This window comes from Nostoc sp. FACHB-190, assembly GCF_014696905.1.
Lineage (GTDB): Bacteria > Cyanobacteriota > Cyanobacteriia > Cyanobacteriales > Nostocaceae > Nostoc_B.
In genome coordinates, this window is sequence record NZ_JACJQW010000037.1 from 38,706 (window position 1) to 64,674 (window position 25,969).

The 25,969-nt window shown below is 40.4% G+C and carries 20 protein-coding genes and 1 CRISPR repeat array; of the genes, 13 read left to right on the plus strand and 7 right to left on the minus strand.

Features of this window, described 5'->3' with window-relative positions:
• Positions 1 to 173 precede the first annotated feature (173 nt).
• Positions 174 to 1,745: a hypothetical protein gene (locus tag H6G28_RS28610; protein ID WP_190676020.1), complete on the minus strand. Its 1,572-nt coding sequence runs from the start codon at positions 1,743 to 1,745 to the stop codon at positions 174 to 176.
• Positions 1,746 to 2,468: 723 nt separating this feature from the next.
• Between H6G28_RS28610 and H6G28_RS28615 the strand changes: the two genes are divergently transcribed.
• The 7 genes from H6G28_RS28615 to H6G28_RS28645 all read left to right on the plus strand — a co-directional run bounded on the left by H6G28_RS28615 (position 2,469) and on the right by H6G28_RS28645 (position 12,284).
• Positions 2,469 to 3,779, plus strand: coding sequence for a DUF8738 domain-containing protein (locus H6G28_RS28615; protein ID WP_190676022.1), 1,311 nt, complete (start codon positions 2,469 to 2,471; stop codon positions 3,777 to 3,779).
• A gap of 207 nt (positions 3,780 to 3,986) precedes the next feature.
• Positions 3,987 to 5,129: a beta-ketoacyl-ACP synthase gene (locus H6G28_RS28620; RefSeq protein WP_190676024.1), complete on the plus strand. Its 1,143-nt coding sequence runs from the start codon at positions 3,987 to 3,989 to the stop codon at positions 5,127 to 5,129.
• 224 nt (positions 5,130 to 5,353) lie between these two features.
• Positions 5,354 to 6,157 carry an ABC transporter permease gene (locus H6G28_RS28625; RefSeq protein WP_190588982.1) on the plus strand — a complete coding sequence of 268 codons (804 nt, stop codon included), beginning with the start codon at positions 5,354 to 5,356 and terminating at the stop codon, positions 6,155 to 6,157.
• A gap of 562 nt (positions 6,158 to 6,719) precedes the next feature.
• Complete coding sequence (locus H6G28_RS28630) at positions 6,720 to 8,558, plus strand: bifunctional serine/threonine-protein kinase/formylglycine-generating enzyme family protein (RefSeq protein ID WP_190676026.1); 1,839 nt, start codon at positions 6,720 to 6,722, stop codon at positions 8,556 to 8,558.
• Between the two features lie 147 nt (positions 8,559 to 8,705).
• On the plus strand, positions 8,706 to 8,870 hold the full coding sequence (locus H6G28_RS28635; protein WP_190588976.1) for a hypothetical protein: 165 nt from the start codon (positions 8,706 to 8,708) through the stop codon (positions 8,868 to 8,870).
• Positions 8,871 to 9,078: 208 nt separating this feature from the next.
• On the plus strand, positions 9,079 to 11,094 hold the full coding sequence (locus H6G28_RS28640) for an ATP-binding protein (protein ID WP_190676028.1): 2,016 nt from the start codon (positions 9,079 to 9,081) through the stop codon (positions 11,092 to 11,094).
• Positions 11,095 to 11,249: 155 nt separating this feature from the next.
• Positions 11,250 to 12,284, plus strand: coding sequence for a cysteine hydrolase family protein (locus H6G28_RS28645; RefSeq protein WP_190676046.1), 1,035 nt, complete (start codon positions 11,250 to 11,252; stop codon positions 12,282 to 12,284).
• A gap of 10 nt (positions 12,285 to 12,294) precedes the next feature.
• On the opposite strand, the gene H6G28_RS28650 is transcribed toward H6G28_RS28645, so the two are convergent.
• The 4 genes from H6G28_RS28650 to bamE all read right to left on the minus strand — a co-directional run bounded on the left by H6G28_RS28650 (position 12,295) and on the right by bamE (position 15,505).
• Positions 12,295 to 13,185 carry a LysM peptidoglycan-binding domain-containing M23 family metallopeptidase gene (locus H6G28_RS28650; protein ID WP_190588971.1) on the minus strand — a complete coding sequence of 297 codons (891 nt, stop codon included), beginning with the start codon at positions 13,183 to 13,185 and terminating at the stop codon, positions 12,295 to 12,297.
• A gap of 35 nt (positions 13,186 to 13,220) precedes the next feature.
• Entirely contained in the window at positions 13,221 to 14,042 is an 822-nt protein-coding gene (locus H6G28_RS28655; protein ID WP_190588968.1) for a DUF4058 family protein, read from the minus strand.
• A gap of 204 nt (positions 14,043 to 14,246) precedes the next feature.
• Positions 14,247 to 14,786, minus strand: coding sequence for an SH3 domain-containing protein (locus tag H6G28_RS28660; RefSeq protein ID WP_190676030.1), 540 nt, complete (start codon positions 14,784 to 14,786; stop codon positions 14,247 to 14,249).
• 173 nt (positions 14,787 to 14,959) lie between these two features.
• The gene (gene bamE, locus H6G28_RS28665; RefSeq protein ID WP_190588964.1) at positions 14,960 to 15,505 is read right to left on the minus strand and encodes an outer membrane protein assembly factor BamE domain-containing protein; all 546 of its coding nucleotides are present in this window, start codon (positions 15,503 to 15,505) and stop codon (positions 14,960 to 14,962) included.
• Positions 15,506 to 15,759: 254 nt separating this feature from the next.
• Between bamE and H6G28_RS28670 the strand changes: the two genes are divergently transcribed.
• Positions 15,760 to 16,635 (plus strand): DUF4231 domain-containing protein, encoded by an 876-nt coding sequence (locus tag H6G28_RS28670; protein ID WP_190676032.1) that lies wholly within the window; start codon positions 15,760 to 15,762, stop codon positions 16,633 to 16,635.
• A gap of 206 nt (positions 16,636 to 16,841) precedes the next feature.
• On the opposite strand, the gene H6G28_RS28675 is transcribed toward H6G28_RS28670, so the two are convergent.
• On the minus strand, positions 16,842 to 17,207 hold the full coding sequence (locus H6G28_RS28675) for a DUF6636 domain-containing protein (RefSeq protein ID WP_190676034.1): 366 nt from the start codon (positions 17,205 to 17,207) through the stop codon (positions 16,842 to 16,844).
• Positions 17,208 to 17,767: 560 nt separating this feature from the next.
• On the opposite strand from H6G28_RS28675, the gene H6G28_RS28680 reads away from it, so the two are divergent.
• The 5 genes from H6G28_RS28680 (at position 17,768) to frp (ending at position 25,176) form a co-directional block, all read left to right on the plus strand.
• Positions 17,768 to 20,023 (plus strand): ATP-binding protein, encoded by a 2,256-nt coding sequence (locus H6G28_RS28680; RefSeq protein ID WP_190588958.1) that lies wholly within the window; start codon positions 17,768 to 17,770, stop codon positions 20,021 to 20,023.
• Between the two features lie 44 nt (positions 20,024 to 20,067).
• Positions 20,068 to 20,517 carry a response regulator gene (locus H6G28_RS28685; RefSeq protein ID WP_190588956.1) on the plus strand — a complete coding sequence of 150 codons (450 nt, stop codon included), beginning with the start codon at positions 20,068 to 20,070 and terminating at the stop codon, positions 20,515 to 20,517.
• A 226-nt stretch (positions 20,518 to 20,743) separates the two neighbouring features.
• The gene (locus tag H6G28_RS28690; protein WP_190676035.1) at positions 20,744 to 22,468 is read left to right on the plus strand and encodes a hybrid sensor histidine kinase/response regulator; all 1,725 of its coding nucleotides are present in this window, start codon (positions 20,744 to 20,746) and stop codon (positions 22,466 to 22,468) included.
• 183 nt (positions 22,469 to 22,651) lie between these two features.
• Positions 22,652 to 22,983: direct repeats of the CRISPR family, unit length 37 nt; unit sequence GTTTCAATCCCTGATAGGGATTAAGTGAAATTTCAAT.
• Positions 22,984 to 23,762: 779 nt separating this feature from the next.
• Positions 23,763 to 24,722 (plus strand): orange carotenoid-binding protein, encoded by a 960-nt coding sequence (locus H6G28_RS28695; protein WP_190588952.1) that lies wholly within the window; start codon positions 23,763 to 23,765, stop codon positions 24,720 to 24,722.
• Positions 24,723 to 24,849: 127 nt separating this feature from the next.
• Positions 24,850 to 25,176, plus strand: a complete 327-nt coding sequence (gene frp / locus H6G28_RS28700) for a fluorescence recovery protein (RefSeq protein WP_190676037.1) — start codon at positions 24,850 to 24,852, stop codon at positions 25,174 to 25,176.
• A gap of 250 nt (positions 25,177 to 25,426) precedes the next feature.
• Here the strand turns inward: frp and tnpA are convergent, their stop codons facing one another.
• Positions 25,427 to 25,867: an IS200/IS605 family transposase gene (tnpA, locus tag H6G28_RS28705; RefSeq protein WP_190676040.1), complete on the minus strand. Its 441-nt coding sequence runs from the start codon at positions 25,865 to 25,867 to the stop codon at positions 25,427 to 25,429.
• Positions 25,868 to 25,969 lie beyond the last annotated feature (102 nt).

The window sequence follows — 25,969 nt, forward strand, 5'->3', positions numbered from 1 at the left end:
ATCGTAATTGTTTCAATAATTCTTGGGATATTTGTACTTGAGATGGCAAATCTAGAATTTGTTTAGCCTCAAGAAAAATAAGTAGGGTGTGCGATCGCAACACCCTACTTAATATCTTAACTGTCATCTAAACAATCAAACTAAGACACCACAAAACCTGTCACCTACTACATTTAGCTATTAGGACGAAAATTTGGCAATTCTACAGATGCTAAAGATTTACGTCCCTTGGGTGGACGCTGGGGATACACCACGGGTGAGGGTGATTGAGCATCATTGCTGTAATCAACCAAAGTTTCTGGCGGTAATTCTGTCTCTGATAGTTCCTCAGTATTTTGTGGTGTAGTTTCTGACCACAAATTTTCTGCTTCTTCTGTTGTCTTTTTCGTCAACGGTACAGTGAAAGAAATTGGTGAATTTTTATCTGGTAAAATTGTTGACTCTTCAATTACTGAACTAGGTACAGTAATCGGTGGATGATTTTCTGTTTCTAATGCTGCCAATTGCTGCTCTAGGGTAGTTTCTGGCGATGCTTCATCTGTTGCCCAGCCTTCCCACAGAGGTTTTTCAGCTTGATTACTAGTAACATTCGTTTCACTACTAGCAGGTGGTGTTGTTCCCGTCTGGGAAGCAAAAAACATTTGGATGAGACTATCTATTTGCTCATCTAGCTTGGCTGATGAATCTCCTGATGAAACAGTTTCGGAGGTAATTGGCTCATCATCGGGTTCTGTGGAAGTATCAGGTTCAGTAGTTGCAGGTGTTTCTTCCTTAGTCGGCCAGTTCCAAGGCGATGCAGGTTGGGGAGTGGGGTGACTATAGCTGGATGCGGGTGGTACAGAAGATTCACCCCAAGGATGAGCAACATTTTCCGCCGGCGATTCTGGTTCTGCTGACCAAGGTCTAATCGGTTGTACGTTAGGAAATAAAGACCGAGCTTTTCTGGAAAATCGGCTTTGCTTAGTAGTGCTGTTGTAAGTATGATTTGTGGTTTCGTCGGCTGAGTCGTCGTTAGGAGTGGGTGGTTCGAGACATTTTTCTAAAGCTGCTTTAAATTGCAGGGTTTGGCGCTGTTGGCGCATCAGGCGAGTCCGCAACTCTCGACAGGTAGTTTCTGACTGCAACACTTGTTGAGACTGGTCATGATAGTTAGTTTGCAATAAAGCACATTCTCGTTCTAACTGGGCGAGACGTTGCTGACTAATTTGCAGCTGTGCTTTGTAAGTTTCAATCAGAGTTTCTTGGCGTTGAACGGTTTGTGCTGTAGCGTCTAACTGTTGAAAGAGTGACTGAATTTGTTCTTGGGCTGCAATTAGTTCTTGAGCTTGCTGATTCAGCATTGATTCAGTGACGCTAGAGCGCCTCTTTTGCCATTGCAAAGCTTTTTCTGACTCAGCTAATTCATCTTTAAAATGCTCGACTTGTTCGTACAATTCATTATTAGCTGTACGCAGTTCTTCATTTAACAACAGCAGTTTCTGGAATTCCTCATCAATGACTGCTTGTTGTTCACTGTTCGGTTCTGCTACCCAGTCTGCTGGGGTAACATTTTCCACAGATTCAGAATTTAGCTGCTCTTGTGGTGTTTCTTCTGCTGGTTTTAGGAGTGGCAATTGCCTAATAGCCAGATTTTCAGAAGGCACAACTGCATAAAAAGGACAGCTTGTTGGCTCTGGTTGTAGCGAGTTAGCAGAATTGAGAGATTCCATCACAGCCCTGTTGTTTGAGGTGTCCGCTTCATTCATCACTCTTGACCCATCCACCTAAAGATACTCAGCGATGCTCAGTTCAGCATTGCTTATCAACTTTGTTCGCTCGGCTTTGAATTTAGAAACCAAGTTGAATTTTTCCCAAGCATGAGTCACTAGTTATGAGCTAGTGTTCCCATTTTGCATCTAGAATTGAAGACGTTATAACATTTTGACCCGATAAACCGTCAACCTGAGACTGGATGAGGTTTTGATGCCAAATGTTACTGTGTACGGACTTCAGCATAGATGCTGGACAAAGGTGGTATTTAGGTTGGTTTGGGTGAACAATTTTTGGTAGTAACAGCTGCCTGGCAAAAATTCAGGCGCTAGATAAATATCTGCGCTGTATATAATTTACCAAACACCTTGGTGATCAGGGAACAGGGGTGTGAGACTACAGGGGAATTAGGGGTGTGAGGGCTTATGTTGTAGGAATTTCCAGGTTTTGGAAGATTGAGAACCCGAAATTCTTCTTCAAACCCTGGATTTTTCCTAAACCTGAATCATAATGTTTTCGGCTGAAAATCACTTGGTTTGAATCTATCTACAAAAAATATCTTCGTATCTGAGAAAATAAAGCGCCCCGGAAGATTGCCAAGAATCAGCAACAATCAACCTTTGTCATCCGTCAACCCACTGAGAATAGCTACGCAAAAGTCAAACGTCGCAAAATTTGACTTTTGAAAAAAGTATTTTTACTTATGCAGGTATGACGGTATGAAATCAAATATAAAGTTATTTGCCATAATCAGCAGCGCCAGTCAGTTTCCCAGAGGTGTTGCTTTGACTTTGGCTTTAACTAGTTTGCTATCTTTTGGACAGGGATTTACGGGTAATTATTTGGCGGAAGCTGCGCCACTTGGTGAGTCGGTACAACTTTCGCAACGCTTACCAGACCATTTTCGCAATCGTACCAATCGTTTACCAAGGGGAGTTGCTAATATCATCATTCGTGATGCGGCTCGGCGTGCTAGAGTCGCAACTAATCAGGTGAGAATTACTCAAGCTACGCGCAAAACTTTTGGAAATCCCTGCATATTTAATTTTGGGGAAGTTTGTACTAGGGAATACAACCCGATTCAAGGTTGGGAAGTGATTGTCAGTGTTGAGGGACAGTCTTGGATTTACCACAGCAATGAGTCTGGTTCTCAAATTGTTTTAGACCCCAATAGTACTGATTCAGGTTCAGATAACAGCTATCAATTACCCAGAGCGATCGCAAATAACATCTTACAAGATGCTTCCCGTCGTTCTGGTGTCAGCACTAGTAATTTAAGAATTACTCAAGCTACCCGTAAAACTTTTAGTAATCCTTGCATATTTAATTTTGGGGAAGTTTGTACTAGAGAATATAACCCGATTCAAGGATGGGAAGTGGTGGTTAGAGTTGAGAGACAGTCTTGGACTTATCATGTTGATGAATCGGGTTCACGGATTGTTTTAGATCCGCAAATTGACGACTCAAATTCAGATAACAGTTATCAATTACCCAGAGCGATCGCCAATAATATATTAAGAGATGCGGCGCGGCGTTCTGGTGAAGATGTGGATGATTTAAGAATCACCCAAGCCACCCGCAAAACCTTTAGTAATCGTTGTGTGTTTAATTTTGGCGAAATCTGTACCGAAGAATATAACCCCATCAATGGTTGGGAAGTAATTGTGCAAGTGCGTCGTCAGTCTTGGACTTATCACAGTAATGAATCTGGTTCTCAAATCGTTTTAGATCCAGATATTACTAATTCCGGTTCAGATAACAACTATGGATTACCAAGAGCGATCGCAGATAAAATTTTACGAGATGCAGCGCGGCGTTCTGGTGAAGATGTGAGTGATTTAAGAATTACTCAAGCCACCCGCAGAACCTTTAGTAATCGTTGTGTGTTCAACTTTGGCGAAGTTTGTACCCAACAATTTGACCCCATCGAAGGTTGGGAAGTAATTGTGCGAGTGCGTCGTCAGTCTTGGACTTATCACGTTGATGAGTCTGGTTCGTATATCGTTTTAGACCCAGATATTAGCCGATAGAAGTATGGGGATTAGGGAGATAAGGGGGACAAGGGAGACAAGGAAGACATGGGGGACAAGAAAACACTTTTAACCCTGTCACCTGTCACCTCTCACCTGTCCCCTGCTGTACCTCTGAGTTATCTTGTTCAAAAATGTATTACGTCACACTTCAGACTTCAGACTACACACTTTATACTTTCATCATCCCGCTTCTGACTCAGAAAATTGGTTAAGGTTGTTGTCACTGGTATTGGTTTAGTCTCTGCTTTAGGCACAAACTTGGAAGATAGCTGGCAAAATTTGTTAGCAGGTAAGTCAGGAATTCAATATCAGCAACCGTTTGCAGAACTTGAATCAGTTCCTCTCGGCTTAATTGGTAAACAACCATCTGAGTTAAAAATCCTGACTCAGATAATTGTTGCTTCGGCGTTACGAGATGCTGGGTTGAATCCTCCATTACCTGACTGTGCTGTAGTGATTGGTTCGAGTCGCAGTTATCAAGGTGCGTGGGAATCTCTAGCTAGGGGTATGAATGGCAAAGATAGCAATTACGCATTAGAAGATTGGTTAGATATTTTACCCCAGATGAATGCGATCGCAACTGCTAGACAAATTGGGGCTACTGGGATAGTTGCTGCACCAATGGCGGCTTGTGCTACGGGGATTTGGTCGATTTCCCAAGCTGCTTTGTTAATTCAAACTGGCCAATGTGAACGAGTAATTGCTGGCGCAGTTGAAGCGCCAATTACACCGCTAACTATTTGCGGGTTTCAGCAGATGAATGCTTTAGCCAAAACTGGTGCTTATCCTTTTGATGTGCAGCGCGAAGGTTTAGTTTTGGGTGAAGGTGGGGCGGTGTTGGTTTTAGAATCAGCAGAGTTAGCCAAGCAACGCCAAGCGAGAGTTTATGGTGAAATTTTGGGTTTTGGTTTAACAGCAGATGCTTATCATACCAATCAACCTGAACCAAGTGGAACAAGTGCGATCGCAGCAATTAAACAATGTCTAGAACGCAGTTATCTCACACCAAATGATATAAATTACATTCACGCCCACGGTACAGCTACGCAGTTAAACGACAAAATTGAAAGCAAAATCATCCAACAGTTATTTCCTAAAACAGTAGCAATCAGTTCCACCAAAGGTGCGACAGGACACACTCTCGGCGCTTCTGGTGCTTTAGGAATTGCTTTTGCTTTCAAAGCTTTGCAGCAGCAAGTTTTACCACCTTGTGTCGGCTTGCAGCAACCAGAATTTGATTTAAATTTTGTGATGACTGCTCAACAAAGCTCAATTCAAAATATCTTGTGTTTTAGCTTTGGTTTCGGCGGTCAAAATGCAGTCATAGCCTTGAGTAATAATATTTGATTGATGAAAAAAATATTATATAAAGGTTATATTATACGTCTTATGTGAGATGGGGTAGAAAAAAAGAAGGGGAAACCACAAGATAAAGGTAACGACACCAAAGCTTGAGGCCTCCCAATGAATATGGTAGATTGAACGCCTTACTCCTCTTACACCCTAATTTTTTGACTTTTGGGTTAAATCGAATACACTATGAAAATATAGAAAATCACTAAAATCTGAAGATGAATATTTCTTCCACACAAAAAAAACCGCGTGTCGTATGGCAGGCGGTTTTGTCAGTAATCATGTATATTTTTATGTACTTGCCTATACTAGTATTAGGTTTTTATAGTTTCAATCAGTCACCGTATAGTGCTACCTGGCAAGGATTTACTCTGGATTGGTATCGTAAACTGTTCAGTGACGATCGCATTTTATCAGCCTTGAACAATAGCTTGATCGTTGCCTTTTGTGCGGTGGGAATTTCCGCCGTGTTGGGAACCTTGATGGCGGTAGGATTAGCGCGGTATAAATTTCCTGGGAAGAGTTTGTATCGTGGTGTAGCTTACTTACCCTTAATTATTCCTGATATTGCGATCGCTGTTGCCACTCTTGTATTTCTTGCTGCCTTTGCTATTCCTTTGAGTTTATGGACAATTGTCGCCGCCCATATTGTCTTTTGTTTAGCATATATCGGGTTAGTTGTGGGTTCACGGCTGAATAACTTAGACCCCCACTTAGAAGAAGCCGCCTTAGATTTAGGTGCTACACCAGTACAAGCATTTATTAAAGTTTTAGTCCCACAATTAATGCCCGGAATTATCGCTGGTTGTTTGCTGGCTTTTGTACTGAGTTTAGATGATTTTTTAATTGCTAGTTTTACGGCTGGTAGTGGTTATAACACTTTACCAATGGAAATTTTTAGCCGGATTAGAACTGGTGTTAAACCTGATATAAATGCTCTCAGTATGTTGTTAATTACCATATCAGCTATTGTTGCTTTTATAGCTGAATTTATGCGGATTTTGGGAGAAAGAAAGCAGTGAATGTACAAGAATATACCCGATTTATTTAAGAAATCAGGTATAGCAAAATGTATCCAAAGCTAACTTTAAAAATTCAGCCAAATATATCAATTATTACAAAATCTCCACAAGTTCGATTTGTACTTACATCTAACATTAAATACCCTTGACAATCGCAATATTCCCGCATTATCATTCCTCTTGGAATGGGAATTAGTGCTATCATTCATTCTCAAAATTCAAAAGTACCCAACACAAAGCGACAAATAAATAAACTCTTCTCATTTGTATTTTTTGGTGCAAGTATATATGCAGGTGAAATTGAGTTAATATTTATTTGTCTAGAAATCGGTTTTCAATTCTAGGACTTACGCATAAAAACGAAAAATCAAGGGTTTTGGCGAGGGTGTAGGGGTGCAGGGACTGGAGTGGGCGGGTTTCCCGACTTGAGCCAAGTGGCGTGTGTATATATCTAAAACCCTTACACCCTTACACCCAATCTTCATAAACAATCCTGGTGCGTAAGTCCTGAATTCGATAATATTGGGGCTAACTTTGGACAAGATGCTACCTCCTCCTCGTTATGCAAATCTGCCAAAATCCCAATTGTTCAAATCCATTCAATGCTGACGGCAATAGATTTTGCATAAGTTGTGGACAAAGCAGTTTTGGTAAACTGCTGCGAAACCGTTACCGTGTCATTAGACTATTAGGCGAAGGCGGATTTAGCAAAACCTACGCAGCCGAAGATGCAGATAGACTAGATGCACCTTGCGTCATTAAACAGTTCTTTCCGCAAATTCAAGGAACCGGACAACGTACAAAAGCCGCAGAATTCTTCAAAGAAGAAGCATTCCGGCTGTATGAACTAGGAGAAAATCACAGCCAAATTCCGCGATTATTGGCTTACTTTGCCCAAGGTTCCAGTTTATATTTAGTCCAAGAATTTATTCAAGGTAGAACACTTGTAGAAGAAGTTAAAGAACAGCAGTTTAACGAAGAAAAAATCCGGCAAATCTTAACTGATTTATTGCCAGTATTAGAATTTATTCATAATTGTAATGTTGTTCATCGAGATATCAAACCAGAAAACATTATTCGCCGTGATCACGATAGCAAATTAGTATTAATTGATTTTGGTGGTGCTAAACAAGTTACACAAACCAGTATAGCCAGACAAGCAACAGTGATTTATACAATGGGTTATGCTCCAAGTGAGCAGATGGCTGGTTTTGCTTGTCCTGCCAGTGATTTATATGCTTTGGGTGTGACTTGTGTGCGGTTACTAACTCAATGTTTACCCATTCAAGATGTTTACGGGCAGATTAAAGACCCTTTATATGATGCCATGAATGGTCAGTGGTTATGGCAAGAATATATAGACAAACAAGGTATTTATATTAGCGAAGACTTAAGGCAAATTCTCAATAAATTACTGCAACATTTAGCAAGTGACAGATATCAATCAGCAGCCGAAGTTCTCAATGATTTAAAATCTGCCAAAACAGTAATTATTGAATCACCAATCACGCAACCAACATTGCTCAAATTACCCACAGAACCAAAAATAATTCGACCATTACCGCCGTTACAAACCTGTGAATTTGAGGTAGTCACGATAGACACAGGCGGTAGAGAAGTTAACCGCGATCGCGCTACATCTGAGTTTTTTGTGGAAGAATTAAGTAAAGGCATCACCTTAGAAATGTTAGCCATTCCCGGTGGGACATATCTCATGGGTTCGCCCAACTTTGAAGGCGATGCTGACGAACGCCCCCAACATCGAGTTGCGATCGCACCCTTTTTTATGGGTAAATATCCCATAACCCAAGCACAATGGCGTGCTGTTGCAGGCTTACCCAAAGTCAAACAAACCCTCAACCCCTACCCTTCCAAATTTAAAGGACTATATCGCCCAGTCGAAAACGTTTCATGGCACGAAGCTGTAGAATTTTGCGTTAGACTCTCACAAAAAACCGGACGAGAATACCGCCTCCCCAGCGAAGCCGAATGGGAATATGCTTGTCGCGCCGGCACTACCACATCCTTTCACTTTGGCGAAACAATTACCACCGAATTAGTCAACTACAGCGACAGCAATACCTACATCATGGAAACCAAAACCAGGTATCGTAAAGAAACCACCGATGTCGGTAGTTTTCAAGTCGCCAACGCCTTTGGATTGTATGATATGCACGGGTTAGTTTGGGAATGGTGCGCTGACCCTTGGCACAACAACTACCAAGGCGCACCCACAGACGGAAGAGTTTGGGAAGATGGCGGTGATAGCAATCGGCGGGTGTTGCGTGGTGGTTCTTGGAACTTTGGCGCAGAACTGTGTCGTAGCGCCAGCCGCAGTTGGAATGAATCAGACGGTGGTTTAAGAATTTGCGGTTTTCGCGTCGTCTTGTCTTTAGGATAAGCGTGTTATCCCAAAATCCTGAGTGCTGACACAAATTCATTGGTTTTTAATTCTTTTCCCCTGCTCACCTGCGACTACTTAAAAATTATGGATACATCTTGACTATGGGGTTTTACCTATGGAATTGCAAAGATTTCTTGAAGAACTATGGCGTTGTATCAATCTGAGATGAATTGTACAGATGCAAGCTCGGAATCACCCACTCATCATAGCTGTAGTCAAGGTAGTGAAGACATCGGTAAGCAATTAAACACACATCTTACATCTAGTGCCTACTATACTCCAGCAAAGCCCCAGCCTGTCTCCGGTTAGTGAATCTCGACACTTCTCCTACCGCAGACGCTACGCGAACGATAAACTCAGTGCATCGCTTTGCTTGATTACCGCGTAGTCGAACCACTGCCTTCTTCAACGACACTCACGACTCATCACTAAATCCCCATTCGCTAGTCAATACACACCTTGTGGTTCGACAATGGGATCACCTTTTTTCCAAGTACGAGCATTAGGTTTGTGTGACATGCACGACTTGATCATAAATTTATTTAGCAACGGCTCATTTATTCCTCATGGTCACTGTTACTTATGGCAACCGGGTTTAGTCTGGCTGCATATTATTTCTGATACCATCATTGCCCTAGCTTACTATTCGATTCCTTTGACTTTGTTCTACTTTGTTCGTAAGCGGCAAGATTTACCTTTTTATTGGATATTCTTGTTATTTGCGGCTTTTATTATTTTTTGCGGTACAACCCATATCGCCGAAATTTGGACATTGTGGCATCCTACCTATTGGCTATCAGGTATTATCAAAGCAGCAACGGCTTTGGTTTCATTATTTACCGCCATAGAACTTGTACCGTTAGTACCAAAAGCACTGGCTCTACCTAGTCCGATGCAATTAAGCGAAGCAAACAAGGCATTACAAGCGCAAATTGCCGAACGCTTAGAAGTGGAAAATCAACTCAGGCGACTACAAGAGGAACTAGAACAGCGTGTTCAAAAAAGAACTGCCCAATTAGTAACAGTTAACCAAAAATTACAACAAGAAATTGATGAGCGTAAACTTGCAGAAGCAGCCTTAGTCAAAAGTGAAGCAAGGTTTCAAAAAATTGCAGCTGCTTCACCTGCACAGATTTATATCTTGGCTTATTATCCAGCTACGAATGAAATGCGTTATGAATATATCAGTTCCGGGGTGGCAGAAATTCAGGAATTAGCACCCCAAACAGTTTTAGCAGATGCTTTATTGACATATCAGCAAGTGCATCCTGATGATTTGCTACTTTATAATCAGCTAACTATTCAAAGTCTTAAAACCCTAGAACCGTTTGCCCATGAATGGCGGATTATTACTCCCTCTGGGAAGATAAAATGGGTACGTGCCAACTCCCGCCCAGAACGCCGGGAAAATGGTGAAATTTGCTGGTATGGAGTGTTACTAGATATTACTGACCTCAAACAAGCCGAGTTGGCTTTGCGTGAGAGTGAAGAGCGATTTCGTTTGGCATTTTATAATGCTCCCATTGGGATGGCGCTGTTGGGATTAGATCAACGCTGGTTGCAAATTAATCCGATGTTAGGTGAAATGCTGGGCTACGCTGAGTTTGAGTTTTTTAGTTTGAGTGTGTTTGACTCAATTCACCCAGAAGATGCACATCAGTTAAGACAAGGTATAGAGCAAGTTTTGAGTAATGAAAATCGCAGTTTTCAAGCGCAGTTACGTTACTTGTGTTATGGCGGACGTATTGCTTGGGGGCTAACGAGTTTATCGTTGGTACAAGATTTCCAAAATCAACCACTCTACTATGTTCTACAAATTCAAGATGTGACTGAACAGCAAGCTATTGAACAGATAAAAAATGAGTTCATTTCGGTTGTGAGTCATGAACTGCGGACTCCACTCACAGCTATTCAAGGATTTTTAGGGCTGTTGAATACGGGGATTTATGATGATAAACCAGAAAAAGCCAAACGGATGATTCAGCAAGCTGCAACAAATAGCGATCGCCTGGTGCGTTTGGTCAATGATATTTTAGACTTGGAGCGTTTATCTTCTGGGCGAGTCCAACTAATCAAACAAGTCTGCAATGCGGCTGATTTAATGCAATGCGCCGTCGGTGAAGTACAACCTATAGCCTTAGCAGCAGCCGTGACAATTGCTGTTCAACCCACCACTGCTTGCGTTTGGGCTGATCCTGATTTAATTATCCAAACCCTGACGAATTTATTGAGTAACGCCATCAAATTTTCTCCCCTCAACTCAGTCATTACTTTATCAGCCCAACCCCAAGCCGATTGGGTACTATTTCAAGTCCAAGACCAAGGTAGAGGTATTCCCGCCGATAAACTAGAAACAATATTTGAACGTTTTGAACAAGTTGATGTCTCGGATGCGCGTGCTAAAGGCGGAACAGGCCTCGGTTTGGCAATTTGTCAAAGTATTGTCAAACAACATGGTGGTAGTATTTGGGCAAGCAGTGTTCTTGGTGAAGGTAGTACGTTTTATTTCACCTTGCCTATTTCATATTCATAAAACTTACGCACCAAGATTTTCTGTGGAGACTGGGTGTAGGGGTGTAAGGGTTTTAGATACATACTCAATCAGCATTTGTCTTGGTTGACTTTCTGACAAGATTCGGCTATCACAGCAGCAGAAATGCGATCGCAGCAACTACCACAAGCTCAAATATGAATACAATTCTACATACACTACCAATTCCCCCGCACTTCCACCCCGATAAAGTCGGCGAAGTCTGGCGCGTCCCTTACCAAGAATGTGCAAGCGCCGCCGAAACTTGGGCAAAGCAATATAATATTCCACCATCCGCTTCCGACAAAACTCGCATTTGCCTACTATTAATTGATGTTCAAAATACCTTTTGTATTCCCGGATTTGAATTATTTGTCGGTGGTCAATCTGGCAATGCAGCCGTAGAAGATAATCAAAGATTATGTGAATTTATTTATCGTAATTTAGGCACAATTACCACAATTATTCCTACCCTCGATACACATACAGCAATGCAAATTTTTCACCCGATTTTTTGGGTGAATTCTCAAGGGCAACACCCGATACCAGCCGCCACTAATATCACTCCCGCAGATATTGAACAAGGTGTTTGGCAAGTTAACCCCGCAGTTGCCCATAGCATTACTCATGGCAACTATAAATTATTAGAAAAACAAGCCTATCACTACGTTAAACAACTCAGTCAAGATGGTAAATATCCCCTGATTGTTTGGCCTTACCATTCTATTTTGGGTGGCATTGGTCATGCTTTAGTTTCGGCTGTGGAAGAAGCAATATTTTTCCATTGTATGGCGCGGCAAAGTCAGACTCAATTTGAACTTAAAGGTGAGAATGCTTTAACAGAAAATTATTCTATATTACGTCCAGAAGTTTTGATTGGCTTTGATCAATCTCCCCTTGCTCACAAAAATACTAAACTCATCAAGCAACTTTTAGAATTTGATGCTGTGATTATTGGTGGTCAAGCCAAAAGCCATTGTGTGGCTTGGACAATTGATGATTTATTAACAGAAATTAAACAGGTAGATGCTACCCTGGCGAAAAAAGTTTATCTCTTAGAAGATTCCTCTTCTCCGGTTGTCGTTCCTGGTGTTGTAGACTATACCGAACAAGCAGATGCAGCTTTTGCGAGATTTGCTGAGGCTGGAATGCACATTGTGAAAACAACCGAACTGATTGCCAATTTCATCTAACTCAGAATCTTCACTTCTTCAAATAACTTTTGGGATCTTGCGCCACCCATCCTTGGGATGAACTAGAACGCATTTCAAAATGAAGGTGTGGTTGTTGAGTTGTCGGTTCGCCAGTCGTTCCCACCGTACCTAATACATCACCTGTTTTAACTTGCTGATTGACCTTAACCTTGATACTAGCAAGATGAGCATAGCGGCTTTGCAATCCACCACTGTGGTTAATAATCACCAATTGACCATAACTACCTTGCTCTTGAGCAAATACTACAGTACCAGGAGCGATCGCCTCTACCGGAGTACCCACAGCCGCTAACAAATCTACACCACTGTGAAAAAATACTTCCTTGTTGCGAGGATTAATTTGCCAACCATAACCTAACCCCAGCGTTGTAGCCTGCTCTAAAGGATAGCCGCTAATAGCTGCACGAGTTGGTGTATTAGAATTTGTTGGGATCAGCGATGTAGTTTGCGGTGGATTTGGCAACCAATTTAACCCAGGAACAAAAACAATTTTTGGATTTGCTTGACAACCATTAATTTCAAACAGCGCATCAGGCCGAACTTTATATTTTGCTGCTACCTCTCGCCAACTTTGTCCAGTCGGAACTTCCACCACAATTCCGTTATAAGGTGGTATTTGCAGTTCACTACCCACACTCACACGGCCATTGTTCACATTTGGGTTCATGACAATCAGTGTTTCAGGCGCGAGATTGTAGCTTTGGGCGATGCTTTCTAAAGTTTCGCCACGCGCCACTTTATGACGTTGAAAGCGATTTAAAGCCGGAGTAGGACAGTTGGCGGTTTGTGCATTAGCTATTTCTAAGTTTGGCAGTGCTGATGCTAGTCCCAACGTACTAACTAAGCTACAAAGCAAAAGCAAACGAGCAGAAAATGTCATGAGTCTTAATTTCAGAGAAACCCTAACTTTAAATTTTAATTGGGGATTTCTGGACTGTGGGCGATTGAGCGTAATCCTTTGGTTTGTAACATTTCATTTGCCCAGGCTGCATCTGCTTCTGACAACGCTGGGAAGGGCGCTTGGTTGTAATCTATGACTAAATCATAAGCTGATATTTCATACACCTCGTTTAATAATGTCTGCAAATTAAGAATTGGCTCGTTATCTCCTGCACGTAGGGGTAAGGAAAAAGACGGAATGACATCTTGGATATTAAAGGCATATAAATCAGCATAAGGGCGGCGATCGCCACGACAAATTAAAATTCGGTAATGACTTTCAATGTCAGTATCAAAAAATGGCATCTTTTCACCATTTCGGAGTAAATCTATTTCTAGTAGATGAGTTTGACTTCCTAGTATTTCTTGCCGTTTTTCCTCATAGATTTGCCTACCTTTACCACGACGTTTGTTAGTTGGCGATAAAATTTCTATGATAGTCACTACATTTTCTGTACCAACTTCTCTTACTTCTAAATAACCTTCTTTGATAATTTCTGGTGTAGGAATTTTAACTTTTATGGGTTTGGCAACTGGTTCTGCAACTGCAAGATTAACATTACTATTATTACGATTAATTACCCCTGGCGAGCCTTGAATTGACACATCTGGTATGCCAACTAGTGATGCGTTCTCCATACTAGATTCATACATCCTGACTTCTACAACAACTCGATATTTAGGACGCAGTTGCGGAGATAAAAACCTGGCAATTTCACTAATTAATAAGTGATGTACACTAGGCCATATACGCGGATGCTCTAAATACGGGTTCATTCCTGGGAATGGAGAAGGCATTTATTTACCTCAAGCTCAATTTTATTAGACGATGAGTACTAACTTTTATGGTAACTGCTCCACTCCCGACAATATTAGGACTTATGCAACTGGCATATTTTTTCTGTAGGGTGTGTGACGCAACGAGAAGATTTGAACGTAGTCATCAGATTTATAGCGTCACGCACCAACCAGCAATTGTGACACTTACGTAAGTCCTGAATATTACGAACAAGTTGTTAAGGCTGCACCACACTGATCTTCTCTCGTTAACCAACCCTTGATACCTTGATATTCTACTTGCGCCCAATCTCCTTGACAGCCTAATAATTTCACCGCCGTCTCAGCCGGGATTTTGCCGATTTTTCGGCTTTGTTGATTAGCATTAGCGTAAATATTCACCCCACTAGTACCATAACCACGAGTAGATAAACCCAATTTTCCTACAGATACCCAACCTTTACCTGTAAAACCAGCACTAGCATTTGTAATCTGTACCCAGTTTTTAGTAGCTGCAACAATCTGGACTGTTTCGTTAATTGGTACTTGTCCTAAAATTTTGTGACGCAGACTTATACCACTCCGCACATTTAAGCCTTGCGGATCTGGATCAGTCACATAAGCGTAAATATTACATTTTTTAACATTAAGTGATTTTGCGAGAACAATTTGCTCGGATATACCAGTATTGACCAATATACTTATACTTGTGAGTCCTAATGTAATTACTAGCTTTGTCAGGGAGTGATTGATATTTTTATTCATACTGACTTGAAAGTGCTGAGTGCTGAGTGCTGAGTGCTGAGTAAAAATCCTATGAGCTAGTCAAGAGTCCTGATTTCTTTTTTGGTTGTGGGATTTTTCCGTGATTAGCTGATTGGATATTGGCTCAAAAGCCTGCATTATTTATAGCAAACCTCTATCTCCACAGGTAAAAGTTAGAGTAGCTGTTCACTATACTGAATTTCTGTGACTTTGCCAGCTTCTATACTAAACGTCAATGCGGCGGCGCTATCTGGACTACCAACCCCATATACTAAAAAAGTGACGTTGCCTTCTTTCGATATATAGGGCTTTCCGTAAGCCTTGATTACCTGAGATTGTGTATCACCAACTTTTACACCCGTAGGAGTGAGAAATTTAGAACTACGGGTAACAAAGTAATAAACAAAGAATAAGTTTTTCGGTTTGTTGACATAGGGGACTAAATATAAAGAAATATTAGGATATTGCAGGGTGCGAATATTGTCACCAACTCCAGGACTAAATTCGGTTTTAGTGCTGGTGGGTTTTCCTAAAATGCGGCGTACTTGTTGTTCCGACATTCCCGGACGAATTTTTCCCAGTCCAGCTTTCTCCACAGGGATGATTACACCTTGAGATTGTGCTATTTGTGGAGACTGTGCCGAAATCAAGCCTTGGTTAGCTGTCAACGCCAGCGAAAATAAGCCAGTTAATGCGGTGATTAAAATAATTTTTTTCATTTGAGTATTCCATACACATCTCTCAGCCAGATTTGACAAGTGTAATTGTACTGTTTGTCAGCAGGGATAACGGCTGTGTTATAACATACTAAATTCTGCCGCAGAAAGTGTTTTTAAGCACTTTGTTTGTATCCAGTCTAGAGAAAAATTTTCGCTGAAAGTCAAAATTTACAAGTATTTTCGGCTGTACGAGGATTTCTCTAGCTGATATAACAGTATTTGATTTTACAGGTTAATCCAGCGCATACACAATTATGATTACTTCCGACATTTCTAGCTTTGAACAGCAACCACAAAGAGAAAGTTCCCGCAGTTTAGATTTATCTCTCACAGCCAACAGGAAAAGTTTATTTATCTTAAAACTCTTAGAATATTTGTTGGCTGCTGCTTTTGTCTGCTGTGGTATTGTACTAACTGTTTATGCCAATAACGAAAATTTGGTCATTGTGGGAGCGATCGCTTTAACAATTTTGACTTTCTTATTTTTATTTAACAGGCAGTTATTTCAAGATTCACAAAATGTTGCCAACCGTAGTTATTTGACAAAAAAAGCCGAAATTTATAGTTATATGCTAAACAACAATAATTTGTTGTTGGAAAATAATCCAATTGTTCCGGCCAGAGAAAAAGCTTTACAGTATTGCCAGGATTTAATTGATGATTATAAAAAAGCTCGAAATCTTTCGAGAAATCTTTACTATGTTCTGCAAATATCTACGGTTATTTTATCAGGTGTGACTCCAATTTTAGTTTTGGTGGATAAACTCGAAGTTGGTCAAAATTGGCTGAAATGGCTCCCTGTAATTTGTCCAGCAGTTGCCTCAATAGTAGCTAGTATTGTTACCTCATTTCCTTTTCAAAAAAACTGGGTAGCTGCTAACACAACCTTAGAATTATTAGAGGCTGAACAAGAAAAATTTATTTTGGGTGTAACCCCAGCTTATCGCTGTTATGACGCATCTGATAGCAGTCAGCAGCAACAAAAAGCCAGCCAAGCAATTGAACAATTTATTGTGCAGGTGAATAATATTCATCTTCAACAAGTACAACAAGCCAGTGAAGTCCAGCAGGAGAAAAAAGAGACCGAACAAACTAATACAAATAATTCTGAATCACGGGAGGATGGTTAATTCATATTTTGTTTAACTTGTTAACCTTACCTTATATATAAGGTAAGGTTAACAAGAATTATCGCCAATCTTCTTTGAGGAGATGGATTTTAGAAATAAGTTGCGAATCGCATTTATTCAGCATTAAGCCCCGGCTTCTAGTTGTCGGGGCTTGTTTTAAGAGTAGTTGATGATGAAGCGATCGCACTCAACCCAATGCTGATATTTTAAAAGAATCTTTGTTTCTCTCGACTCAGTTCCCAGCCTCTTTGATCGCGATTCACGCAAGTTAAGCCTGTTCTTCTGGATGTGCAGACAATACCTTCATGACGTAATGTCTTACCATATTGCAAAACAGGGTTTTGGGGATTTACTGTTGTATCACCATAACAACCCCGATAACCACGACCCTGTGCATCGAGAATAAAGGCATGACCCCAGTCAAATTCACAGCTTCTGGGTTTGGGTGGAATTTTTGCAGTAATTTTTAAAATATCGCAACGAATATTTGCTTGTAGAATTGTACAGTGAATATTTCCAGTAGGTGTTTGAAATGACGTTTCTGCTTGAGCGATCGCAGGCAAAGATATCATGGAAACTAAACTGGTTGTCAAAATAGTCAAAAAATTCCTACACTTCATACTAAATACCTTGTTGGAAATAAAAAGTTTTTGATAGCAAATTAGTCTTTTCCAGGCTGGTGCAACTTTCTCTAAATGCACACATCCCTTTTTTTGATTTGCCGCATCAATTATAGCGTCAATATTAATACAAGCAACTACTTAAGCAGCTACAGTACAAATAAAATAAACAAACTTTATAATTCCTACTAATACTTGCTTTGACGGTTTGAGAAAAATTCAAGTTCCAGCGAGATTAAAAACAAGTGTAACTTTTATGTCCTAAATTTTTAGTGACTAAAAATCATCTATAGGACTCATATTTGATTTGGGAAAAAAATCAGTACACTCAGATCAGGCTTCTTTCCTACTCCTTATTCCCTACCTACACAAATAAATTCAGAAATCAAACCGGATTGCTATAGATGTCAGCAATTCATAAGTTTCTATCAATCTGGAGCAAGAGCAAGGCAGAATAATTCCTATCTGCAATTTAGTGCATTGTCATCAGTTAAACTTTATCTATCCACACCATGAGTCCTGAAGACATCACTACTCAACCTGCTTCTGAGAACAGCCATGACCAACCGATTCATCTTTCTGGGTCGATACAGCCGCATGGTTTACTATTGGCTTTGAATACTGAATTAGCAATTTGGCAAGTCAGCAACAACACCGCCACTTATCTAGACAAACAACCCCAAGATTTACTCGGTCAACCACTGAGTTGTTTACTGGCGACTCCCCAGATAACAGCCATTAAACAATGCTTAGAGAAAAAAATTGGGACTTTTACGATTTTGAAAATACCAATTACCACTGGTAATCAAGTACGCTACTTTGATGGGATTGCTCACCGAACAACCAATGCGGTAATTTTGGAACTAGAACCAAAAAACAGTGATGAAGATATAAGTTTTTTAGGTTTTCATACTTTGGTGAGTGAAGCGATCGCACATTTGCAACACACCACAAATTTAGCAGAATTTCTGCATTTAGTCGCCACCGAATATCGCCAAATCACCGCTTTTGACCGCGTGATGATCTATCAATTTGATGAACAAGGTGCAGGTTCAGTAGTTGCAGAAGCTAAACGAGAAGATTTATCACCTTATTTGGGACTTCACTTTCCCGCTACAGATATTCCCACACCAGTCAGACAGCTATACACCCAATGTCTACAGCGATTTATCCCCGATTTTACCGCCCAATCTGTACAGTTAATTTCCCAAGATGCAGCTACACCCCTTGATTTAACTTGGTCGGTATTGCGGAGTGTAGATCCATGCTGTATTACCTATCATCAAAATATGGGCGTATCTACTATTTTGGTGATTGCTTTAATTAAAAATCAACAGTTGTGGGGGTTAATTTCCTGTCATCATCAAACACCAAAATATCTCACTTACGAAGTGCGGAAAATCTGCGAATTTCTCGGTCAAATTGTCTCCTCAGAGTTAGGACATAAAGTTATTCACTCTGAATTAGACTACGAAGTGAAGTTGAAATCCCTCCAAGCTGAATTTGTCGAGTTAATTTCCCAAGCCGATAATTTTATTGATGCTTTAATTAAACCGCAACCAAGTTTACTTGCCCTTGTTAGTGCCACCGGAGCAGCTGTATGTTTAGACAATGAAATTACACTGGTGGGTGCAACGCCAGAAATAGAAAAGGTACGGAAATTAATTACTTGGGTAGATAATCACGTTAGTGAACGCATATTTGCTACTAATTCTCTGCCGAAACTTTACCCAGAAGCGATTCAATTTAAAAATACTGCCAGTGGGTTGCTGTTGTTACGTATTTCTCAAGTCCAGCGTTACTATATTTTGTGGTTTCGTCCCGAAGTCGTGCAGACTATTAATTGGGCAGGCAATCCCAATGAATCAATCCAGACAAATACAGATGGTAGTATTACTCTGTGTCCGCGCACATCTTTTGAAAAGTGGCAAGAAATCGTCCAGTTAACATCTCTACCTTGGAAACAGTGTGAGATTGATAATGCTTGGGCTTTGAAGGGGGCAATTGTTGGTATTGTTCTTTCTAAAGCGGAAGAATTAGCCAAAATCAACCAAGAGTTAGAACGCAGTAACCGCGAACTTGCTTCTTTTGCTTATGCAGCGTCTCATGATTTGAAAGAACCTTTGCGCGGGATTTATAATTTCTCGACAATTTTAATCGAAGATTATGCCGACATCTTAGATGCAGATGGCATTGACTACTTACAGACTGTCCTTGCTTTGTCTGTGCGGATGGAAACGCTGATTAATTCGCTGCTGCGCCTCTCGCAATTAGGGCAAACAGAATTACATCTCCAACTAACTGATTTTAATGAACTGCTAAACCAAGTAATTGATGTCATTCAAGCCAGCCGTCAAGAAGCACAACTGAATATTGACATTCCTCGACCTTTACCAGCAGTTCAGTGTGACCCGGTATTAGTCCATGAAGTTTTTACTAATTTAATAATTAATGCTTTGAAATATAACGATAAACCAGAACCATTGATTGAAATTGGCTTTATTACTCAGCAAGAATCAGATAAACTCCAAAAATTCACTTTATTTCCCGTTTTTTACGTCAAAGATAACGGAATTGGTATTCAACCCCATCATTACCAAACCATCTTTCGTCTATTTAAGCGGCTGCACTCGCAAGAAAAGTATGGCGGCGGTACAGGTGCAGGACTCGCCATTTCTAAAAAAATTGTTGAGTTACACGGCGGTCAGATTTGGGTGGAATCTAGTATGGGCAATGGTTCCACGTTTTATTTCACGTTGCGGCAATAGTTTAAGATATTTGAAAAATTTTGTTACATTTTTTAAAATCTCTGATGACAAAAAAACTTAACAAACCTCTGTTGGTTGTTGAGGATAGCAATGAAGACTTTAAAATGTTGCAACGCCTAATGCGGCGGTTGGCTGTCCAGAACCCTATATATAGATGTACAAACGGGGATGAGGTTTTGGACTTCCTTTATCAAGAAGAGGATTCCCAAAACCCGAACACCATACCGAAGCCTTCGGTGATTTTGCTTGACCTGAATTTACCTGGGATTGATGGCCGTGACATCCTAGAACGGCTCAAGCAAGATATCAGTTTAAAGAAAATCCCCATTGTGGTATTCACCACGTCATCTAACCCCAAAGACATTGAATTTTGCTACCAAAAAGGTGCCAATGGCTATCTAGTCAAGCCGATGGATGCTCAAGAACTGCAAAAGACAGTCCAAGCATTTGTTGAGTATTGGTTGGAGAGGAATACAGTACCGCCTGCGGATTAGAGGCTCCGGCAAAGCCGGAGAAGTCAAAAGTATTCTTGATTTTTGACTTTTACTTTTGCCTTTTGACTTACCGCTACGTGGTTGGGGCAGAAGGCAGGAGTTTATTTCTAGCCCCTAACCCCTTAAACTTAAGATTTAATTTATATTTTTGTAATAGTTAGTTAATATTGCTGTCATTTGTGGGATGCTAAGTCAAGGAGTGTAAATATTCTCCCTAATTCTTAATATGCCGGACACCTGGACGCTACTCATCATTGATGATTGTGCCGAGGATCGGAAAGTTTATCGTCGGTACTTATTAAAAGATCCCCAAAATTCATATCAGATATTCGAGGCTGACTCTGCGGAAGAAGGGTTGGCGTTATGCCAAGCAATTCACTGTGATGTGATTTTGCTGGATTTTTGCTTGCCCGATATGAGTGGCTTAGATTTGTTAGAACGCTTGCAAAAGTGTCGAAGTGAAACACCTGCTTCTATTATTATGTTGACTGGGCGTGGTGATGAAGCGGTTGCGGTGCAGGCAATGAAGCGTGGTGCTGATGATTATTTAGTGAAAAAGCACCTCCAGTTAGATGTTTTACAATTAGCAGTGCGTAATGCTATTAAGCAATCTTGTCTGAAAGTTAAACTCAGTCAAACGCAAGAAAGACAGCGTTTAATTGCGACGACAGCACTGAGGATTCGTCAGTCTTTAAATGTCGAAGAAATTTTGCATACGGCTGTAGTGGAAGTACAGCAACTTTTGAAGTGCGATCGCGTGATTATTTATCAGTTTACCTCTGATATGGGTGGTAAGATAGTTGCCTCTTCTGGGGAAATTGAACAAGTATATGATCAGATTTCCGATGTTTACCATCAACCAGAAACTCACTTTGTCACCACACAAGAAGCACATAGTACAAATGTACGCAGGCAAAAAAGTTTAGTTGTTGCCTACAGTAACCTCGGTGAAAATCATCAATGGCGACACAGACGCAGAATTTCTCGTGTTTATGAAGCAAGTTTGAGTCATTTTTGCTTTCACAAAAAAGAGCAATTAAATACTCAGGCTAATTTAGTAGTTCCAATTAATGTTAGTCATAATAGCCACCCCAATCCGAAACTTTGGGGTTTTTTAATTGCTCAACCCAGTTCGGAAGATAAGCTATGGCCTGCTGATGAAGTGGAAATTCTCAACCAAGTATCGGTGCAGTTGGCAATAGCAATTCAACAAGCAGAACTATTAGAAATGACTCAATCTGCACTTGTCAAAGAAAAGGAACTCAATAATTTTAAATCGCAAATTGTCACTACAGTTTCTCACGAATACCGCACACCTTTAGCTTCAATTTTGGCGGCTGCATCAACAATTAAACAGCACGGCGAACAGTTAGGTGATGCGAAAAAAAATCGCTTTTTGCAGATTATTGAGCAGAAAGCAAGACACATGTCTAAACTTGTGGATGATATGCTTTTGGTTCATCAATTAGAATTGGATAAAACTAAATTTAAACCACAGCCTTTAGATATATTCCAGTTTATTTCTGAGTTAATTGCTGAACAACAAGAAATATTAGATAATCGCCATGAAATCATTTTACAAGTGACAGGCAATTATCAAAACTTTTGGGGCGATCGCGGACTTTTGCGCCAAATATTTTTAAACTTATTATCTAATGCCATCAAGTATTCTCCTGATGGTGGCAATGTCATAGTTTATCTTAATGGTAAGGAATCAGAAATATTTCTAGACATTCAAGACGAGGGCATAGGTATTCCCATTGTAGATCAAGAAAATTTGTTTAAATCTTTTAGTCGGGGTAGTAATGTTGACACTATCCCAGGAACAGGTTTGGGTTTAGTAATTACTAAAGCTTGCGTAGAGTTACATGGTGGGAATATTAGTTTATCTAGTCAAGAAGAAAAGGGAACTAAAGTTACAATTAGATTGCCAAAAAGATACACTCATTAAACACCTATAGCAATCCTAAATAAGTCGTGAAAAACATAGATATGGAAACGAACCGCCAAGAACGCAAAGGACGCAAAGGTAAGAAAGAAGAAAAAGATATAGAAATTTTACCAATGATTTAGGACAGGGATTAAGTGAAATTTCAACTTAAACGGGCAAAGGCTAAAAAAGCTTAGTCAACACGTTTCAATCCCTGATAGGGATTAAGTGAAATTTCAATTTGCTGGCAGCACTTCTTTAGCAACTGCAAACACCCAGTTTCAATCCCTGATAGGGATTAAGTGAAATTTCAATAATGATGCAGCAGTTATCAGACATGCAAGGAGCATCCGTTTCAATCCCTGATAGGGATTAAGTGAAATTTCAATAGCTAACCCTGTTTAACCTTGACAACTACACCAACTACGTTTCAATCCCTGATAGGGATTAAGTGAAATTTCAATGAGTTTCCCATTACTCTGCGAGTGATTCCTTTTATGTTTCAATCCCTGATAGGGATTAAGTGAAATTTCAATGGCGGGGGCTGGAAAATCAGTCTGTATTTGGTTTTCAATGTTCAGTTTGGCAGATGGGTTAATTATAACACTAGTAAATGTCAGTTGATTTATAGTGAATCGCTGAAACCTGGACAGCGTGAGGTGCGCGGATGATTTTAATTTAATTTTTCTCGAAAAGCTTATGTGGAAAGCCATACAAGGATTTTGTCTCAAGCTTGATTTTCTACACCCACCCATCCGCGCATTTTTAGGTGCTAGGAACATAACAGAGACAAGGTAGACAAGGAGGACAGGGTAGACAAGGTAGCGCGATGTTTGTAATTTATGTAGGATTGCTGTATTGCTTATCCATGTTGGGTTTCACTTCGTTACACCCAACCTACTTTTACTTTTACTAGCTTTAAATATTGCCTCAGAAACACCTATTTTATCAGCGTTTATCTGCGTCCATCTGCGGTTAATTTTTCTATGTATTCCATAGCTATGAGCCTGGGATTTTAATTCTAGGCGGGATTTACCTGAATTTCTCACAAGATAGAAATCCAGGGGTGTGCAAGGAGTAGGAGGATAGTGAAGAAATCTTTCCCCCACACTCCCCACCCATCCGTGAGAAATTCGGGTTTAGCTCTTTTGCCTTTCTCCACCAGACTGGAGGTGTATTTTGCAATGCCATTAAAATTTGTGAATATTTATTAACTTTTGTGATATTTTTGTAACAGGTCGCTAAAACTTGAACGTTCAAACGCTCTTGCCTGCGTCCTTTAGTTGTAAATACGATTAAGGTTAAGTGTGTAAATATGGCAATTACAATTGACTCGGCTCGCGGTATTTTCCCAGAAACCTTATCTGCTGATGCAGTACCAGCGACCATTGCTAGATTTAAGCAACTCAGTGCGGAAGATCAGCTGGCTTGGACTTGGTTTGCTTATTTAGAAATGGGTAAAACAATTACGGTTGCTGCTCCAGGCGCTGCTCGGATGCAGTTTGCTGAAGCAACTCTCGATCAAATTCGGAAAATGACTTTTACTGAGCAAAGTCAGGTAATGTGCGATCTCGCCAACAATGCTGATACACCTATTTGTCGTACCTATGCTACTTGGTCAGCAAACATCAAACTAGGGTTCTGGTATCAACTTGGGGTATGGATGGATCAAGGTATTGTTGCGCCAATTCCTGCTGGTTATCAGCTTTCTGCCAATGCTTCAGCAGTACTGCAAGCAGTTAGAGAACTAGATCAGGGACAACAAATTACTGTTTTACGCAACTCTGTAGTTGATATGGGATTTGACCCCAACAAGTTGGGTGACTATACAAGAGTTTCTGAACCTGTTGTTGCACCAAAGGATGTGTCGCAACGTACTAAAGTCACTATTGAAGGCATTACAAATGAAACAGTGCTGAGTTATATGGACAATCTTAATGCCAATGATTTTGGGGCATTAATTGATTTGTTCGCGCCTGATGCAGCTTTGCAACCTCCTTTCCAAAGACCAATTGTTGGTAGAGATGCGATTCTGCGATTTTTCAACGAAGAATGTCAAAACCTCAGATTGCTTCCAGAAAGAGGCGTTTCTGAACCAGCAGAAGAAGGTTACACCCAAATCAAAGTTACAGGTAAAGTCCAAACTCCTTGGTTTGGTGCTAGTGTCGGGATGAATATGGCTTGGAGATTTTTAATTAATCCTAAAGGTAAAATTTTCTTTGTAGCAATTGATTTGCTGGCATCTCCTAAAGAACTATTAAATTTAGTTCGCTAGAAGAATTACCAGCTAATAACTATACCTTGAATGATTGTGTGGGCGCTCTCTAGTCAAGGGCGCTCATATTTTTGGCAGCAAATGACCCATTGATAAAATAATTAACGCATAAACTTTAAGGTTCGGAATGCAAGTGAGTGAGATTGAATGGTCTAAGACCGAGGAAGAAATAGCTAAACAAGCTTTTGAAAAAGCATATAAACGCGAAATTGAGGCTGTGATCCAAGAAGTTCAGCAAAGATCCAGTATGATGACACAGGCTGATGAGATGTGGCAGTTACATGATTTCTTAAGTGCTAGAAGGCATGAAATAGATGGTAAATATGACTACAGATATTCAGTTCTGATCTTTGTCTTTGCTAGGTTGATCAAAGAGGGCTGGCTACATCTTGATGAACTACAGGGACTGGAAAAAGATAAGTTGACCAAAGTAGCCGTTATGATTCGTATGTAAAAAGTGAACCAGCTTCACACTTGATAGCAGCAGATAGACAGAGATGTTTTCTGCTGCATTTCTTTTGTAACAACACTTTGTTGACATCCTCACCGCAGCTTTTAACAAGTTTCGCGTAATTCCCCTTCCTCAGCGAAGCAGGGAGGGGATGTAAGCGGGTCAAAAACGTTAGCGAAGCGGTAGCGAGTCTTCGAGCGTCAACGCCCATCATACCAATTTTTACAGCAGGTGAAACAGGTATGGTGGGCAGTTAAGTTTTTGACAACATTATATGCACGGGTTTGTCCTGAGAATGGATATACTCTTTGACTATTTCTAACGGTGCGCCACCCACTGAATTAACAGAGTAGGTATCAGTCCAAAAGCTAGGGTCTTTCTCTTTCCAGTAATACTGTTTTAGATAATCTTGAAACTCCTTTCTAATAATACGACTTGATGCTGATTTGAGTGAACCAATTAGCTGAGAAATATTGTTGTCAGGGTGTACGTCTATCAATAAGTGTACATGGTTTTCTTCTCTACTAAACTCAGTAAGCAAGCATTTACGTTTCTCACAAACACGGTTAAACACTTCTTGCAACCTAACAAGTATTTCCTGTGTGATAACTTCCTTGCGATACTTAGCGATAAGTACAACGTGTAAGTGAATACTAAAAACAGTATGGGAGGCTTTTCTAAACTGAGTCTTCATCTTGAAAACTGAATTTTGCTAATGGTACTATACCATGAGTCTCAATTACTGTAAGGGGGTGGTAATTAGTGGCATTGCGTAGAGCGACTTTTAGGTTATATC

Excerpts from the sequence above, each read along its gene's own strand:
- H6G28_RS28610 (WP_190676020.1), bottom strand. The coding sequence starts at position 1,745 with ATGAATGAAGCGGACACCTCAAACAACAGGGCTGTGATGGAATCTCTC.
- H6G28_RS28615 (WP_190676022.1), top strand. The coding sequence starts at position 2,469 with ATGAAATCAAATATAAAGTTATTTGCCATAATCAGCAGCGCCAGTCAG.
- H6G28_RS28625 (WP_190588982.1), top strand. The coding sequence starts at position 5,354 with ATGAATATTTCTTCCACACAAAAAAAACCGCGTGTCGTATGGCAGGCG.
- H6G28_RS28630 (WP_190676026.1), top strand. The coding sequence starts at position 6,720 with ATGCAAATCTGCCAAAATCCCAATTGTTCAAATCCATTCAATGCTGAC.
- H6G28_RS28635 (WP_190588976.1), top strand. The coding sequence starts at position 8,706 with ATGGCGTTGTATCAATCTGAGATGAATTGTACAGATGCAAGCTCGGAA.
- H6G28_RS28640 (WP_190676028.1), top strand. The coding sequence starts at position 9,079 with ATGCACGACTTGATCATAAATTTATTTAGCAACGGCTCATTTATTCCT.
- H6G28_RS28645 (WP_190676046.1), top strand. The coding sequence starts at position 11,250 with ATGAATACAATTCTACATACACTACCAATTCCCCCGCACTTCCACCCC.
- H6G28_RS28650 (WP_190588971.1), bottom strand. The coding sequence starts at position 13,185 with ATGACATTTTCTGCTCGTTTGCTTTTGCTTTGTAGCTTAGTTAGTACG.
- H6G28_RS28655 (WP_190588968.1), bottom strand. The coding sequence starts at position 14,042 with ATGCCTTCTCCATTCCCAGGAATGAACCCGTATTTAGAGCATCCGCGT.
- H6G28_RS28660 (WP_190676030.1), bottom strand. The coding sequence starts at position 14,786 with ATGAATAAAAATATCAATCACTCCCTGACAAAGCTAGTAATTACATTA.
- bamE (WP_190588964.1), bottom strand. The coding sequence starts at position 15,505 with ATGAAAAAAATTATTTTAATCACCGCATTAACTGGCTTATTTTCGCTG.
- H6G28_RS28670 (WP_190676032.1), top strand. The coding sequence starts at position 15,760 with ATGATTACTTCCGACATTTCTAGCTTTGAACAGCAACCACAAAGAGAA.
- H6G28_RS28675 (WP_190676034.1), bottom strand. The coding sequence starts at position 17,207 with ATGATATCTTTGCCTGCGATCGCTCAAGCAGAAACGTCATTTCAAACA.
- H6G28_RS28680 (WP_190588958.1), top strand. The coding sequence starts at position 17,768 with ATGAGTCCTGAAGACATCACTACTCAACCTGCTTCTGAGAACAGCCAT.
- H6G28_RS28685 (WP_190588956.1), top strand. The coding sequence starts at position 20,068 with ATGACAAAAAAACTTAACAAACCTCTGTTGGTTGTTGAGGATAGCAAT.
- H6G28_RS28690 (WP_190676035.1), top strand. The coding sequence starts at position 20,744 with ATGCCGGACACCTGGACGCTACTCATCATTGATGATTGTGCCGAGGAT.
- H6G28_RS28695 (WP_190588952.1), top strand. The coding sequence starts at position 23,763 with ATGGCAATTACAATTGACTCGGCTCGCGGTATTTTCCCAGAAACCTTA.
- frp (WP_190676037.1), top strand. The coding sequence starts at position 24,850 with ATGCAAGTGAGTGAGATTGAATGGTCTAAGACCGAGGAAGAAATAGCT.
- tnpA (WP_190676040.1), bottom strand. The coding sequence starts at position 25,867 with ATGAAGACTCAGTTTAGAAAAGCCTCCCATACTGTTTTTAGTATTCAC.